Genomic DNA, 16,261 nt, shown 5'->3' with positions numbered 1-16,261 from the left:
AAAAGTAAAAATTACTTTATTGAATTCCACTTTTCAGCGTTTAAAGGAGATATTCTTATTAAATCTTCTTTTAATTCAAATGTATCATAACTTGGACCATCAGAGAAAATTTCTACAATTTCATCAGATTTTGAGTCCATAAAAACACGCAATAAAAACGCATTAGGTCGCGAATTATATAAATTCTTCAACGTAAATATAGCATCTCCAATATTCTCTTTTGCTATTTTAGAATCTTTGCTCATTAAGTCTAAGCCACGCAAATGATAATAATACATTGCTGTATGAAATTCTTTATAGGTTGGTGACAATAAATTGTCTATCAAACTAAAACGTGTTCTTGGTCCGTCAGACTGATTCCAACCTGAATATCCACTTTGCTGAGCTTGTACAAGTACATCTTGCGCTTGGGTAAAAAATGGAATTCCTCCTTGTTGCGAAAACGTATCTGCATCCATTCCTAATATTACATACGCGTAATAGGTCATCATTGAAACTAAGTTAGATTCAAAAATGGTAGCATTGTACACTAAAGGTTCAAATTCATTATACTCAAATGAAAAGTTAGCGTCCTTAAAATTAAAAACCGGCGTTGAATAGTTTGAATTATAAACTGTACGAGACGATTGAACTTGTAGGTTTGCTTTAAAAGCGCTCCCATTTTGTTCATCAATTATAATACTCATATTACAATTAATACGCTCTTGGTTTTTATAATTATATCCTGTCCATTTCGTTTGATTTATAAAATCATTCAATGAATTTTCTAACGTTGTAAAAATTTGCTTGTTTGAACCAGGAATTTTATCAGAATTAATAGTTACTGTACAGTTTAACTCTTGCGCGTTTAATTGTGAAACCGCAAAAAGAAAAAGTACTATTTTAACTATGTTACGCATGTATTGTTTTTGCTATTTCATTAAATATATCTGCTGCTACTTCTTCTTTAGATTTCAAACTAAACTCTGTTACATTATTTAGCTTATCAATAAGTGTAACCTTGTTTGTTTCAGTTTTAAATCCAGCTCCTTTATCTTGTAACGAATTTAAAACAATTAAATCTAAATTCTTTTTTTGAAGCTTTAATTTAGCATTTTCAATTTCATTATTAGTTTCTAAAGCAAAACCAACTAAAAACTGGTGCTTTTTTTCTTTACCTAATGAAGCTAAAATATCATGTGTTTTTACTAATTCTATGGTCATAGAATCAGATGACTTTTTAATTTTTTGATCTGAAATGTTTTTTGGCTTATAATCTGCCACCGCCGCTGAAAGTATCGCAATATCCATATCTTTATAATAGGTATGTACTGCATTATTCATTTCTTCAGCACTCACAACATCAATTCTTTTAATTGCTGAAGTAGTAACAACTTCATGTGATGGTCCTGAAATTAAATAAACTTCAGCGCCTAAACTAGCCGCTGTTTTAGCTAGTTCAAATCCCATTTTACCTGAAGAATGATTTCCAATAAAACGAACTGGATCAATAGCTTCATAAGTTGGACCAGCAGTAATTAATACCTTCTTTTTGAATAAAGGTAAGCCATTCATTATTTCATTTTCAATAAACGAAACTATATTTTCTGGCTCTTCCATTCTACCTTCTCCTGTTAAACCACTTGCCAAAAATCCACTAGAAGGTGCAATAAATACATTTCCAAATTTTTGTAACTTCTCTATATTTGATTTAGTGGTTGGATGTTGGTACATATCCAAATCCATTGTAGGCGCAAAATAAACTTTACATTTTGCAGACAGGTAAGTTGCTAATAATAAGTTATCACAAACACCATTTGCCATTTTAGACAATGTGTTTGCTGTAGCCGGAGCTACAAGCATATAGTCAGCCCAAAGTCCTAATTCTACATGACTATTCCATTCTTCAGTTTCTTCATCTTTTTTATCAAAAAAAGTTGAATACACAGGGTTTTGAGATAGTGTAGAAAGTGTTAGTGGTGTAACAAAATCTATAGAGGCAGGTGTCATTACCACTTTTACCTGGGCACCTGCTTTTATAAATAGACGGACTAAACTAGCTGTTTTATAAGCAGCAATACCGGCAGAAACACCTAAAAGTATATTTTTACCGCTTAAAATGCTCATAATTACTCTTGCTTTTCTTCTGGGTTTCTATGGTAAATTTTACCTTGTAACCATTCTTCTACAGCAATTGCAGTTGGTTTAGGTAATTTTTCGTAAAATTTAGAAACTTCTATTTGCTCTTTGTTTTCAAAAACTTCGTCCAAACTATCTGTATAAGTAGCAAATTCTTCTAATTTTTCAATTAGTTCATTTTTTAAATCTCCACTTATTTGTTCAGCTCTTTTAGCAATAATAGTTATTGCTTCGTAAATATTTTCTGTTGGTGCTTCAATTAAGTTCTTATCGTAAGTAATTGTAGTATTAGCAGCTTTTGTGTTTTTATAATCCATTTGTTTCCTGTTTTAGTGCAACAATAGTGTTTAATTCCTGATTTAAATTTTCTAATAATTTTTCTGTCTCTCCTAACTTTTCAGCTTCAGGAAAATTTCTTTTATATTTTTCTTGAGCTTTAATAGCATCATTCAATCTTTTCTCTTTTTTACCAATAAAACTATTCATTGCTAATTCATAAGACGAAAGAAAACGCAAATATAAGGTCTCTTCTTTAAAACTTGTACCTAAATACTCTCCTAAAAATATATCAAAAGCAGTAATGGCAGCAACATAATCCATTGTATGATAATATTGTCGTGCATTTTCAAATGCTTTTTTCTCTAATTTAAAGGTAAGTTCTTTTATACTTTGATTTGCTTCTGCAATTTTATCAGACTCTGGATATTTATAAATGAAGTTTTGTAACGCGTTAATTGCTTCATACGTATCCTTTTGATCTAAACTATAAACAGGAGAAGCCAAATAGTAACTTCTTGCAGATAAATAAGCCGCTTCTTCTACTTTTGAACTTTGCGGATAATTTTTCACAAACTTATCAAAATAATACGATGACAATGTATATTGTTTGGTATTATAATGCGCTTGAGAAATCATGTATTGAATACGCTCATTTTGAGGCTTTCCTCTATAAAATGGCGTAATTTTTTCAAGCAGCTGATTTGCTTTATTATAGCTCTGCTCTTCATACATTTTTGTAGCCATTTTATACTGCTCTTGTGCAGTACCTTTATTAAGTACTTTGTGATACTCACCACAAGATGAAAGTCCTGTTGCGATCAATAAAATGAAAATATAAATCTTATTTTTTTGCATTGGGCAAAATTAGTTATTTATTATGGATTATTAAAATGATTTTTTTACTTCAATAAAACACAAAAATAACTAGCTTAGACTATATAAACTCTGTAAAAAACTTAATTGTTTGTTAATTGTTACACTACAGGTCCGGCAGCACTAGTAACATTAAGTTGCTTAATATCATTATCAAACAAATACAATCCTCCTTTATCGTCTCCAATTAGGTTGATTTTATCTAAAATTGTTCTGGCTTGTGCTTCTTCTTCAATTTGTTCTGCAACATACCACTGTAAGAAATTATGTGTTGCGTAATCTTTTTCTTCTAAAGCTATATGAACTAATTCATTAATACTTTGTGAAACAAACACTTCATGTTTAAATAGTGTTTCAAACATTTCTTTAATTGAACCAAACTCTGTCTCAGGCTCTGATAAATCTGATACTAACGCTTGACCACCTCTTTCATTTACATATCTAAACAATTTTAACATATGCTGACGTTCTTCATCTGAAGCATCATACATGAATTCAGATACTCCTTCTAAACCTTTACCTTCAGCATAAGAAGCCATTGCTAAATATATTTGAGACGATTCTGCTTCAATTCTTATTTGCTTATTTAAAGCCATTTGCATATTTTCTGATAACATAATTTTTATATTTTTTATTAATTTTACACCTAAACGATGTAAAATTACTAATAATTATCTATAAAATTGTTAATTTTTTGCTGTAATTTAGGTGTTGCAGCTACTAAAGGCAACCTAACATTTAAATTACAAATAGCTTTTTTATTTAGCACTGCTTTAATTCCTGAAGGATTGCATTCTTCAAAAATATAGTCAAAACTATTCATTAGCTTAAAATGTAATTCATTTGCTTTTTCAACTTCTCTATCCAATCCATTCTGAATCATTTTAGAAAAGTCACTTGGAAATCCTTGTCCAATTACCGAAATAACTCCAGATCCGCCAGCTAAAACCATTGGCAATGCAATCATATCATCACCAGAAATCACCATAAAATCTGCTGGTTTACTTTTAATTAAACGCATTGCTTGAACCAAATCTCCTGCAGCCTCTTTTACAGCAACAATATTATCAAAATCATTTGCCAACCTTAAAACAGTTTCAGGTTCAAAATTTTTACCTGTTCTACCAGGAACATTGTATAAAATTATTGGCAAAGGACTTGCTTCAGAAATAGCTTTAAAATGCTGATAAATTCCTTCTTGCGTAGGTTTGTTATAATACGGTGAAACGGAAAGAATTGCACAAAAAGCTGATAAATCAGTAGTTTTAATTTCTTCAACAACCGCCATTGTATTGTTACCTCCTATTCCCAAAACTAAAGGAAGTCTATTATTATTAACAGTTATAATAGTTTGTTTTACTTGCTCCTTCTCTTTAGCAGTTAAAGTTGCAGGCTCACCTGTAGTTCCTAAAACCACCAAATAATTTACACCATTATCAATTTGAAAGTTTACCAAACGTTCTAATCCAACAAAATCTACAGATCCATCTTCATTAAATGGAGTTACCAATGCAACGCCTGTCCCTAACAATTCCTTCATTATATCTTATTTAAAATCTTTAAATATTTTTTTAACTCACTATTAAACAACTCAATGTCTATTTTTCCCCCTTCAAGCATTAAATCATATAAACGATTATCAAAATGCGAAAAACCAACTTTAAAAGCTGCTTTAGTTTGCAAAATTAACAAGTTGCGGTATATATTTTCAACTTTACTATAATTAATTAACAAATCGTATTTTTTTGTTAAAATAGCATTCAATTTTTCAGACTTCACTTTCCCTGACCAACCAAAATCTTTTGGAGAAAAACAAGCATCGCATACTTGTTTTTTTTGAAATTTATTTTTAAAAACAATAAATTCAAATTGATTTTCAACAACTTGCAACGTTTCCATTAAACTTTCTTGCACGCTTTTCTTTTCAGAAATATCGTCTAAAAAAACAAGCACGCTACTTACCTTATTTGAAGCGTATTTTTTATTATTACTCAATAATTTTTGTAACTGTTTATTAAAAAAAAATTGAGCACTTTTTCGTTTAAATCCTGTAAAAATCATCTATATTTACCCTTGATTCACAAAACTAATTAAAATCATTAGTAATACAGCAATGAAAAATAATATTCTCATCTTTTTTACACTACTACTTCTTGTTAGTTGTAAAAATGAACCTCAGCATTTAGTTAAAATTGAAGGAAAACTACTTCCAATATCTGAAGAAATTTCAACAGATAAATCTATTGAAGAATTTATTCAACCTTTTAAAGAAAAAGTTGAAGCAGAAATGAATACCGTTTTAAGCTACACACCAACAGATTTGGTGAGAACTGATGGTGAATTAGAAAGCTCACTTGGAAATTTAATGGCAGATTTATGTTATGAAAGAGCAAATCCGGTTTTTAATACTAGAACTGGAAAAAATATCGATTTTGCCATGTTTAATTACGGAGGCATTAGAGCAGGAATTACAAAAGGTCCTATTAAAACTAAAAATGCTTTTAACTTAATGCCTTTTGAAAACAGTCTTGTTGTTGTTGAATTAACAGCTGAAAAAGTAACCGAATTAGCACAATATTTAATAGCTCAAAATAAAGCGCATCCTATATCAAAACAGTTAAAATTAGTAGCAAATTCTAAAGGATACAATTTAACTATACATAATTTACCGCTTGACAATTCAAAAACCTATTTTGTGCTAACATCTGATTATTTACAAAACGGTGGTGACCGAATGGTGTTTTTTAAAAATCCAATAGAGCTGCACAAGTTAGATTATAAAGTTAGAAATTCAATTATTGATTATTTCAAAGAAACAGACACTATTAAAATAGCTTTAGACGGAAGGTTTACAAAAGAAAAATAAGATTATGAAAAGAAGAAACTTTATACAAAAATCTACTGCTGCAACTGCTTTTCTAACTTTAGGAGGGCTTACAATGCAATCGTTCAACCAAAAAACAACAAAACACATTACAATTTTGCACACAAATGATGTGCACAGTCATATTGAACCATTTCCAAAAAATCATTATAAAAACCCAAATAAAGGTGGTGTAGCCAGAAGGGCTACTTTGGTTGAAGAAATTAGAAAAGAAAACCCAAATACCCTTTTATTAGATGCTGGTGATATTTTTCAAGGAACACCATATTTTAATTTTTACGGCGGTGAATTGGAATTTAAATTAATGAGTATGCTAAAATACGATGCTGCCACTATTGGAAATCATGATTTTGATAACAGTATTGAAGGTTTGTATGCACAACTTCCACACGCTGAATTCAATTTTATCTCTTCAAATTACGATTTTAAAAATACCATTTTAGACACACACGTAAAACCTTACAAAGTGTTTGTAAAAGATGGAATTAAAATTGGTGTATTTGGCTTAGGAATTGAACTAAATGGTTTGGTAGACCCTAGAATGTTTAAAGAAACAGTCTATTTAAATCCAGTTGAAATAGCACAGGATATGAGTAGAATATTAAAAGAAGATGAAGAATGTGATTTGGTTATTTGCCTTTCACATTTAGGATATCATTACAAATCTGATAAAATAGATGATTTAAAATTGGCCTCAAAAACTAAAAATATAGATTTAATAATTGGTGGTCATACACATACATTTTTACCAAAACCAACCGTTACAAAAAACAGTATAGGTGAAAATGTGTTGGTAAATCAAGTAGGTTGCTACGGAATTAATGTGGGCCGCGTTGACTTTTATTTTGATAGTGATAAAAATAAAGCAAGTAAAGGAAAAAGTATAATTGTATAAAAAATACCATGAGAATTGAAACCGATTTAAAATTAGGGTTTAAAGATGTAATGATTCGTCCAAAAAGATCTACTTTAAGTTCAAGGGCGCAAGTAAATTTAGATAGAGAATTTACCTTTTTACACAGTAATTACAAATGGACAGGCGTACCAATTATGGCAGCCAATATGGATACTGTTGGAACTTTTGAAATGGCAAAAGCATTGGCAAAAAACAAAATATTTACAGCTATTCATAAACATTATTCAATTGAAGAATGGGCTACTTTTATGGAGTCTATTTCTAATGATATGGTAAACTATTTTTCAGTAAGTACAGGTACAGGAGCAGCAGATTCTGAAAAATTAGCAACAATATTAAAAAACCATCCGCAAATACAATTTATATGTATTGATGTTGCTAATGGATATTCAGAACATTTTGTGAATTTTGTAATGAACACACGTAAACTCTATCCAAACAAAGTTATTATGGCTGGAAATGTAGTTACAGGTGAAATGGTTGAAGAACTACTATTAGCTGGCGCTGATATTATTAAAGTTGGTATTGGACCAGGTTCAGTTTGTACAACTCGTGTAAAAACAGGCGTTGGATACCCGCAACTTTCAGCAATTATTGAATGTGCTGATGCTGCGCATGGTTTAGGCGGACAAATAGTTTCTGATGGTGGCTGTAAAATTCCAGGTGATATTGCCAAAGCTTTTGGTGGTGGCGCTGATTTTGTAATGCTTGGCGGAATGCTTGCCGGACATACTGAAAGCGGAGGAGAAACCATAGAAGTTAATGGTCAAAAGTTCAAACAGTTTTATGGAATGAGTTCAGAAACCGCAATGAACAAACACGTTGGAGGTGTAGCAAACTACAGAGCTTCTGAAGGTAAAACTGTTGAAATTCCTTTTCGTGGAAACGTAGAAGCTACCGTACAAGATTTTCTGGGAAGTTTGCGTTCAACCTGTACATATGTTGGAGCAAACCGATTAAAGGAACTAACGAAAAGAACAACTTTTATTAGAGTTCAAGAGCAACATAATCAAGTTTTTTCAAAATAAAATTACCTCAATAACATTCTTATTTCTTATAAAAGGTGTAAAAAATAACTCTTCTATTTTTTACACCTTTTTTATATGCGGATTGACGCTGTTTGTAATCATTTTAAATTTTCTCGTCTAAACTAGAAAGTTTAAAACAATGCATAAAAACATTTCTTTAGGTATTCGATTTCTTATTGCAATTATATTGATACAAACCCTACGCTACAAATTTACAGCACATCCAGACAGTGTTTATATTTTTACAAAAGTTGGTTTAGAGCCTTTTGGAAGAATTGGAATAGGTGTTTTAGAGTTAATTGCTGCCATTCTAATTTTAGTTCCAAAAACAATTTGGGTAGGAGCAGTTTTAACTACCGGAATAATAAGCGGTGCCGTTTTTATGCACTTAACAATATTAGGAATAGAAATTAATGAAGATCAAGGTAAATTATTTTACATGGCTTTAAGTGTTCTAATTTTAAGCCTTATTATTTGTTGGAATCAGCGAAAAAAAATTCCATTCATAAAAAACTACCACACACAAAAACAACTATAACAACCTAACAAATAGTTGTTTAACATTTTTTTAACAATGAAAACTGTTACAAAACCAGAACTTTATAGTCTTATTTGTATACCATTTATATGGGACATTCCATTAAAACAAGGGATTAAATTATAATGTAATCCTAAAAAAAAGCCTCTAAACTTGCATTTTAGAGGCTTTTTTAATGTTATAATTTAAAGTTTATTACCATCTCATAATTACACTTCCCCAAGTAAATCCACTACCAAAAGCAGCCAAAACAACTAAGTCGTTTTCCTTTAACTTTCCTTGTTCCCAAGCTTCAGATAAAGCAATAATTACCGATGCCGCAGTAGTATTTCCATATTTATGAATATTACTATGCACCTGATCATCACCAAGTTTAAATTTCTTTTGAATAAATTGTGTAATTCTTAAATTCGCTTGATGCGGAATTAACATATCAATATCTGTTGTTTCTAAACCATTGGTTTTTAAACCTTCATAAATAGCTTCAGAAAAACGAACAACTGCATTTTTAAATACAAATGTTCCATTCATATGCGGGAAATAAGATTCGTCATTTTCATCATTTTCCTCTAACAATTCAGTAACCCAATGCTTTGCACTTGGAGCTAAAACTGTTAGCTCTTCAGCGTGCTTTCCTTCTGAATGTAAATGTGACGATAAAATTCCTTTGGTATTATCTTCGGTTCTAGAAAGTACTGCAGCTCCTGCCCCATCACCAAAAATAACTGAAACTCCTCTTCCTCTTGTTGTTTTATCTAATCCTGAAGAATGATACTCTGCTCCAACTACCAATATATTTTTATACATTCCTGTTTTAATAAACTGATCTGCAACAGACATTGCATAAATAAAACCAGAACATTGATTTCTAATATCCAAAGCCCCAACCGTATTCATACCAAGCATTTCCTGCAATTGCACACCTCCACCTGGGAAATAATAATCTGGGCTTAAAGTTGCAAACACAATAAAATCAATATCTTTTGAAGTTAAGCCTGCACGTTCAATAGCAATTCGTGACGCTTTTGCTCCCATTACAGATGAAGAATCATCACTTCCTTCTTTAATCCATCTTCTTTCTTTAATTCCGGTTCTTTCCTGAATCCATTCATCATTAGTATCCATCATTTTGGATAAATCATCATTGGTTACCACATTATCAGGAACATAATAACCAAGCCCTGTAATCTTAGAATTATACATATTTTTCATTTTTTAACAAATCTATTTCAAACTTACTAAAAACTTCATGTTTTTACAATTAATTTTTTCATAATTCGCAAAACATAGTTCAAAATCAATTAATTAAAATTTTGGCATTTAACATTTTATTAGCAACCCCTTTTTTTTTGTTTTAGTAGCTTTGAGTTTACAATCATCAACTTAACCTATTTCATATGAAAAATTTACCATTAATTTTATTGCTTTTTTTGGGAATATGCGGATTTTCACAAGAAAACTTAACCTATCAAAAACCTCCACAAGAAATTTTAGAACTCGCTGAAGCTCCATTAGCTCCTTCTATGAGAATGGATCACGAAGGAGAAAATTTTGTGTTTTTATATCGCTCAAATTTTAAAAGTATTGAAGAGCTTTCAGAAACTGAAATGCGCTTAGGAGGTTTAAGAATTAATCCTAAAACAAATATTAGCAGTAGACAACGTTATTACACCAATATAAAAGTTAGAGCTGGTAGAAAAAACAAAGAAACAACTACAAATGGTTTGCCTAAAAACGGACGTTTTGCAAATTTTACGTGGTCGCCTAATCAAAAAATGATGGCATTTACCAATACGGTTGCAACGGGTGTTGAGCTTTGGATTTTAGACATTGCAACAAACACTGCAAAAAAAATAACCGATGCTACTTTAAATGCAAATACAGGACGCCCTTTTTCTTGGTTTAAAGACAACAACTCGCTATTGGTAAAATTTATTTCTTCAGAAAAAAAACAGTTGATTGATACCAAAACTGCTGTGCCAACCGGGCCAACAATTTCAGTAAGTGAAGCAGGAAAAAAAGCTCAAAATAGAACCTATCAAGATTTACTTAAAAACAAAACTGATGAGCACAATTTTGAACAATTAGCACTTTCTGAATTGCATAAAGTTAATTTAGACGGAAGTAAAAACTTATGGAAAAGCAGCGATATGTACCGAAACGTTTCTTTTTCACCTGACGGAACTTACGTTTTAGTAACAACTATTGAAAAACCTTTTTCTTATTTAGTTCCTTACCGTCGCTTTCCTTCAAAAACAACTATTTACAATGCAGCAGGATCAATTGTAAATGAGTTTTCTAAAGTGCCTTTAATTGAAGATTTACCTAAAGGGTTTATGGCTACAAGAACAGGAAAACGAAATATTTCTTGGAGAGATGACAAACCAGCCACAATTTATTGGACTGAAGCTTTAGACGGTGGAGATCCTGCTAAAAAAGTAACATATAGAGATGTAATTTATGAATTAAATGCTCCTTTTAACGCAGAACCGACTACTTTAATTAAAACAATTGGGCGATTTGCTGGTATTGAATGGGGAAACAATCAAGTTGCCATTGCTTATGACTATTGGTGGAATACTAGAAACACAAAAACCTATGTTTTTAACCCATCAAACAATAAAAGTGAACCTAAAATTATTTCTGATAGAAATTACCAAGATAAATATAGCGATCCTGGAAATTTTATAACTAAAAGAAATGAATTTGGAAGGTATCCGTTAGATTTAATAGACGATAAAGCCTATTTAATTGGAGATGGTTATTCAGAAAAAGGAAAATTTCCTTTTGTAGATGAAATGAATTTAAAAACCTTAAAAACTACTCGTTTATACCAATCTAATTTAACTGATAAAGTAGAAGCAATTTCTTCTGCCTTAGACATTAAAAAAGGTGAGTTTATTGTTAGACTAGAATCTAAAAATGAATACCCAAATTATTATATTAGAAACCTTAAAAAACGAATTGGATTAATTCCTTTAACTCAATTTGAAAACCCTTTTAAAAGCATTCAAAATGTTCACAAAGAAGTAATTAAATACAACCGTGAAGATGGCTTAGAATTATCAGGAACTTTATATTTACCAACTAATTTTGAAAAAGGTAAAAAATACCCAATGGTAATGTGGGCGTACCCTGAAGAATTTAAAGATAAAAGTAGCGCAGGTCAAAACACAAAAAATTCAAACGAATTTACGTATCCTTGGTATGGTTCACCGGTATATTGGGTAACACGCGGTTACGTTGTTTTAGATGACGCTTCTTTTCCAATAGTAGGTGAAGGAGATGAACAACCAAATGATACATTTATAAAACAACTAGTTTCTAATGCAAAAGCTGCAATTGATGCTGTTGACAATTTAGGTTATATTGATAGAAATAAAGTGGCCGTTGGAGGACATTCATACGGTGCATTTATGACAGCAAACTTGTTAGCTCATTCTAATTTATTTGCAGCAGGAATTGCAAGAAGCGGTGCTTATAACAGAACACTAACACCTTTTGGTTTCCAAAGTGAAGAACGTAATTATTGGGAAGCTCCTGAAATTTATTACAATATGTCACCATTTATGCACGCTGATACTATGAAAACTCCTTTATTACTAATTCATGGAGAAGCAGACAATAACTCAGGAACATATCCTTTACAAAGCGAACGCTATTTTAATGCTTTAAAAGGACTTGGAGCACCAGTAAGATTAGTCATGCTGCCAAAAGAAAGTCACGGTTACAGTGCAAAAGAATCTGTTTTGCATATGTTATGGGAACAAGACCAATGGCTTGAGAAACATGTAAAAAATAGACCTGAAAAAACTGAAGAAGAGAAATAAAAAAAACTAATTTTCAATATTAAAAAAGGCAGCTAAAAGCTGCCTTTTTTAATACACATTCATAATTGCATTCAACTTTTTACGTTCAATATCTGGCACAAATGTTTCAGTTGCTGGGTAACCAACTGGCAGCACTAAAAATGCTCGCTCATTTGAAGGACGCTTTAATATTTGCTCTAAAAATCGCATAGGACTTGGCGTATGCGTTAATGTTACTAAACCGGCATTATGAATGGCTGAAATTAAAAAACCACAAGCCAAACCAACTGATTCATTCACATAATAATTGGGGTGTTTTTTACCTTCAGCATCTATTTCATAAGGTTTTTTAAATACAATAATTAAATAAGGAGCCGTTTCTAAAAAAGGTTTATTTGCATCGGTTCCCAAATGTTTTAAATCCTCTAACCATTCATCGCTCATACGTTCAGCATAACTTTTACGCTCCTCTTCTTCTGCTGCTAATCTAATTTTATGTTTTATTTCAGCACTTTTAACCACACAAAATGTCCAAGGTTGTTTATTTGCACCTGAAGGCGCGGTTGAAGCTGTTTTTATAAGGTTTTCAATAACTTCAATTGGAATCTCTTTTTCAGAAAAATCACGAATAGAACGGCGCTTATTACACATATTATAAAATGTAGTAGCACGCTTCAACATTTCGTTTTCTGAAACTGATTCATGTTGAAATTGTATATGCTTATGACCGTTTATTAAAATAGTTTTTTCTGGTTTCATGAATTCATTTTTGGAACTTTAAAAATACAAAACTTTTCATAAAACAAGTCTTTTTGACCATTCTGGTAAATCAAAATAAAAGATCGCTGTCAAATTGTCACAGATATAACTTTGGTATTTTTTTTGACCATAAACAAATCGTTAAACTTAAAATTAAAAATATATTCATATGGCAACAGGAAATATTAATGTAACAGCGGAAAACATTTTTCCTATTATTAAGAAATTCTTGTATTCGGATCACGAAATATTTTTGCGTGAATTAATTTCGAATGCAACTGATGCAACTTTAAAACTAAAACACCTTTCAACTTTAGGAGAAGTAAAAGGTGATATTGGAGAACCAATGTTAGAAATTAAAGTTGATAAAGACAAAAAAGAAATTAGAATTATTGACCAAGGAATTGGTATGACAGGTGAAGAAGTTGAAAAATACATCAACCAAGTTGCCTTTTCTGGAGCTGAAGAATTTGTTGAAAAATACAAAGACAAAGTAGAAGACTCAGGAATTATTGGTCACTTTGGTTTAGGTTTTTACTCTTCATTTATGGTAGCTGAACGTGTTGAAATTTTTTCAAAATCATTTCAAGAAGATTCAAAAGCAGTACGTTGGGAATGTGATGGAAGCCCTGTTTATACTTTAGAAGAAACTGATAGAACTGAAAGAGGAACTGAAATAGTATTACATATTGATGATGATTCTTTAGAGTTTTTAGAAGAAAGTAGAATTAATGAGCTTTTAAACAAATACAACAAGTTTATGCCTATTCCAATTAAATTTGGAACTAAAGAAGAGGCATTACCATTACCTGAAGGTGCTGCAGAAGATGCAAAACCTGAAATGATTACAGTAGATAATATTGTAAACAACCCTTCTCCGGCTTGGACTAAAAAACCTTCAGACTTAAGTGATGAAAACTATTCATCTTTTTACAGAGAGTTGTATCCAATGCAATTTGAAGAGCCTTTATTTCACATTCATTTAAATGTAGATCACCCATTCAATTTAACAGGAATTTTATATTTCCCTAAATTGAGTAAGAATATGGACCCTGCAAAGGATAAAATTCAATTGTATCAAAACCAAGTATTTGTAACTGATAATGTTGAAGGTATTGTTCCTGACTTTTTACAAATGTTACGTGGTGTAATTGATTCACCAGACATTCCGTTAAACGTTTCACGTTCATACTTGCAAGCAGATGGAGCTGTTAAGAAAATTTCAGGATACATTACTCGTAAAGTTGCAGACAAATTAATTAGTTTGTTTAAAAACGATCGTAAAGGTTTTGAAGAAAAATGGGATGATATTAAAGTAATTATTGAGTACGGAATGCTTTCTGAAGAGAAATTCTTTGACAAATCAGAGAAGTTTGCGTTGTACCCAACTGTTGATAAAGCATACCTTACTTTTTCTGAATTAGAAGAAAAAATAAAAGCAAACCAAACTGATAAAGATGGTAAAACTATTATTTTATACGCTTCTGATGTAAACGCACAACATAGTTATATTGATGCTGCTAAAGAAAAAGGATACGAAGTTTTATTATTAGATTCTCCAATTGTTTCGCATTTAATTCAAAAATTAGAAGGAAGTAAAGAAAATATTCAATTTGTAAGAGTAGATTCTGATCACGTTGATAACCTAATCAAAAAAGACGAAGATGTTATTAGCAAACTTTCTGAAGAAGAGAAAGAAACTTTGAAACCTATAATTGAAGGTGCAATTCCTAAAGAAACATACACTGTTCAACTAGAATCTATGGATTCTAACGCAAATCCTTTTATGATTACGCAACCAGAATTTATGCGTAGAATGAAAGAAATGCAAGCTACAGGTGGTGGTGGAATGATGGGAATGGGTAATTTCCCTGAAATGTACAACTTAGTGGTAAACACTAATAATGATTTGGTTAGTGAAATTTTAAACACTAAAACAAAGAAAAAACAAGAACGTTTAATTCAACAAGCATTTGATTTAGCTAAACTATCTCAAGGTCTTTTAAAAGGACAAGAATTAACCGAGTTTATAAAACGTAGTTTTGAAATGGTAAAATAAAGTACCAACTACACTTAAATTATAAAAAAGCCACTGCATTTGCAGTGGCTTTTTTTAGTTATAAATTAAAACTCATAATAAACAGTTTAACAAACAATTATAAAAACTTACCAAACCACTGCTGTAATTTTTATTATTTTTACCAGCAAATTAGCCGTTTTACAATTGGCAACAATTTTTAAATCGCTTAACAGATTCACGCACATTATGAATATTTTTTTAAAAAACTTCTTTATAATTGGTATTTTCCTTTTAATATCAGTGCATTGTTTTGCGCAAACTTTCCCTGCGACCTCAAAACAATTTGATACTGAAATAAACACCGCTTCAGGAAATAAACAGTTGAATTCAAATTATGGAAATACTAAAGTAGCGCCAAACGCCAATATTGATTTAAACATTAATAAATCTTTAAATACAAATACTGTAAACAAAACATTGAACAATACATCCACAAAAAATGATGGGAATTTTTTAATGGAAACATTACCTGAAGATAGAGATATTACAGGTAAATTATACGTAAATAATGAAGATGTAACTCACAAACGTTTAAGCTCAAACATGGATTTAGGAACAGTTAAAACTACTTCTAAAGAAGTAAGAGTAGTTTGCCGAGATTATAGCTATGTTGACGGTGATATAATAAAAGTATTTATTAACGGGCAAGCACTTGAGCGTAATATTGTTTTAAAAGGTAGCAATTCTATGGTATATTTAAAACTTGAACCTGGCTCAAATAGAATTGATTTTCAAGCACAAAATCAAGGACTTTCAGGACCTAACACTGCTGAAGTTTTATTGTATGATGAAAATGATAATTTAATTTCTGCCAAAGAATGGAACTTGCTAACCGGACAAACAGCTACACTAGGAGTTATTAGAAAAACAACCAACTAAATACTTTTGTTAAACTACAAAAGCATTTTTTTTTACAAAAAATTAGGAATACATTAACAAGTTAACGTGTAACTTTTAAGTTTCAATAGCGTCTTTTC

General features: G+C 30.9%; 16 protein-coding genes. 7 read left to right on the top strand and 9 right to left on the bottom strand.

The genetic code is table 11. From position 1 onward, the window contains the following. Nucleotides 1-11: 11 nt before the first annotated feature. The 7 genes from porD to ACFQ5N_RS07240 form a co-directional block, all read right to left on the bottom strand. On the bottom strand, nucleotides 12-899 hold the full coding sequence (porD, locus tag ACFQ5N_RS07270) for a type IX secretion system protein PorD (RefSeq protein WP_386808824.1): 888 nt from the start codon (nucleotides 897-899) through the stop codon (nucleotides 12-14). After that, nucleotides 892-2,106 carry a bifunctional phosphopantothenoylcysteine decarboxylase/phosphopantothenate--cysteine ligase CoaBC gene (gene coaBC, locus ACFQ5N_RS07265; RefSeq protein WP_386808823.1) on the bottom strand — a complete coding sequence of 405 codons (1,215 nt, stop codon included), beginning with the start codon at nucleotides 2,104-2,106 and terminating at the stop codon, nucleotides 892-894. The genes porD and coaBC overlap by 8 nt, the downstream gene beginning before the upstream one ends. 2 nt (nucleotides 2,107-2,108) lie before the next feature. Beyond that, entirely contained in the window at nucleotides 2,109-2,435 is a 327-nt protein-coding gene (locus ACFQ5N_RS07260) for a DNA-directed RNA polymerase subunit omega (protein ID WP_386808822.1), read from the bottom strand. After that, nucleotides 2,425-3,252: an outer membrane protein assembly factor BamD gene (locus tag ACFQ5N_RS07255; protein WP_386808821.1), complete on the bottom strand. Its 828-nt coding sequence runs from the start codon at nucleotides 3,250-3,252 to the stop codon at nucleotides 2,425-2,427. Before ACFQ5N_RS07255 ends, ACFQ5N_RS07260 begins: the two co-directional genes overlap by 11 nt. A gap of 119 nt (nucleotides 3,253-3,371) precedes the next feature. Next, on the bottom strand, nucleotides 3,372-3,887 hold the full coding sequence (locus ACFQ5N_RS07250) for a ferritin (RefSeq protein WP_386808820.1): 516 nt from the start codon (nucleotides 3,885-3,887) through the stop codon (nucleotides 3,372-3,374). Nucleotides 3,888-3,934: 47 nt separating this feature from the next. Continuing rightward, nucleotides 3,935-4,810, bottom strand: a complete 876-nt coding sequence (gene dapA / locus ACFQ5N_RS07245; protein ID WP_386808819.1) for a 4-hydroxy-tetrahydrodipicolinate synthase — start codon at nucleotides 4,808-4,810, stop codon at nucleotides 3,935-3,937. Then, nucleotides 4,810-5,331, bottom strand: a complete 522-nt coding sequence (locus ACFQ5N_RS07240; protein WP_386808818.1) for a DUF6913 domain-containing protein — start codon at nucleotides 5,329-5,331, stop codon at nucleotides 4,810-4,812. Before ACFQ5N_RS07240 ends, dapA begins: the two co-directional genes overlap by 1 nt. A gap of 52 nt (nucleotides 5,332-5,383) precedes the next feature. On the opposite strand from ACFQ5N_RS07240, the gene ACFQ5N_RS07235 reads away from it, so the two are divergent. The 4 genes from ACFQ5N_RS07235 (at nucleotide 5,384) to ACFQ5N_RS07220 (ending at nucleotide 8,636) form a co-directional block, all read left to right on the top strand. Next, nucleotides 5,384-6,136, top strand: a complete 753-nt coding sequence (locus ACFQ5N_RS07235) for a 5'-nucleotidase C-terminal domain-containing protein (protein WP_386808817.1) — start codon at nucleotides 5,384-5,386, stop codon at nucleotides 6,134-6,136. Between the two features lie 4 nt (nucleotides 6,137-6,140). Further along, nucleotides 6,141-7,049 (top strand): bifunctional metallophosphatase/5'-nucleotidase, encoded by a 909-nt coding sequence (locus ACFQ5N_RS07230; RefSeq protein ID WP_386808816.1) that lies wholly within the window; start codon nucleotides 6,141-6,143, stop codon nucleotides 7,047-7,049. An 8-nt stretch (nucleotides 7,050-7,057) separates the two neighbouring features. After that, nucleotides 7,058-8,098 carry a GMP reductase gene (locus ACFQ5N_RS07225; protein WP_386808815.1) on the top strand — a complete coding sequence of 347 codons (1,041 nt, stop codon included), beginning with the start codon at nucleotides 7,058-7,060 and terminating at the stop codon, nucleotides 8,096-8,098. 139 nt (nucleotides 8,099-8,237) lie between these two features. Continuing rightward, on the top strand, nucleotides 8,238-8,636 hold the full coding sequence (locus tag ACFQ5N_RS07220) for a DoxX family protein (protein ID WP_386808814.1): 399 nt from the start codon (nucleotides 8,238-8,240) through the stop codon (nucleotides 8,634-8,636). Nucleotides 8,637-8,831: 195 nt separating this feature from the next. Here the strand turns inward: ACFQ5N_RS07220 and ACFQ5N_RS07215 are convergent, their stop codons facing one another. Beyond that, the gene (locus ACFQ5N_RS07215) at nucleotides 8,832-9,839 is read right to left on the bottom strand and encodes a 3-oxoacyl-ACP synthase III family protein (protein WP_386808813.1); all 1,008 of its coding nucleotides are present in this window, start codon (nucleotides 9,837-9,839) and stop codon (nucleotides 8,832-8,834) included. Between the two features lie 194 nt (nucleotides 9,840-10,033). Here ACFQ5N_RS07215 and ACFQ5N_RS07210 point away from each other — a divergent pair, with 194 nt between their 5' ends. Further along, the gene (locus ACFQ5N_RS07210) at nucleotides 10,034-12,466 is read left to right on the top strand and encodes an alpha/beta hydrolase family protein (protein ID WP_386808812.1); all 2,433 of its coding nucleotides are present in this window, start codon (nucleotides 10,034-10,036) and stop codon (nucleotides 12,464-12,466) included. Between the two features lie 48 nt (nucleotides 12,467-12,514). On the opposite strand, the gene ACFQ5N_RS07205 is transcribed toward ACFQ5N_RS07210, so the two are convergent. Then, entirely contained in the window at nucleotides 12,515-13,204 is a 690-nt protein-coding gene (locus tag ACFQ5N_RS07205) for a nitroreductase family protein (RefSeq protein ID WP_386808811.1), read from the bottom strand. A gap of 169 nt (nucleotides 13,205-13,373) precedes the next feature. Here ACFQ5N_RS07205 and htpG point away from each other — a divergent pair, with 169 nt between their 5' ends. Next, nucleotides 13,374-15,263, top strand: a complete 1,890-nt coding sequence (gene htpG, locus ACFQ5N_RS07200) for a molecular chaperone HtpG (RefSeq protein WP_386808810.1) — start codon at nucleotides 13,374-13,376, stop codon at nucleotides 15,261-15,263. Between the two features lie 207 nt (nucleotides 15,264-15,470). Continuing rightward, nucleotides 15,471-16,163, top strand: a complete 693-nt coding sequence (locus ACFQ5N_RS07195; RefSeq protein WP_386808809.1) for a hypothetical protein — start codon at nucleotides 15,471-15,473, stop codon at nucleotides 16,161-16,163. Nucleotides 16,164-16,261: the final 98 nt, after the last annotated feature.

It is taken from the genome of Lutibacter holmesii, assembly GCF_042679665.1.
GTDB lineage: Bacteria > Bacteroidota > Bacteroidia > Flavobacteriales > Flavobacteriaceae > Lutibacter > Lutibacter holmesii.
Note: the sequence above shows the minus strand (reverse complement) of the source record. Positions and strands in the feature narration are given on the sequence as shown.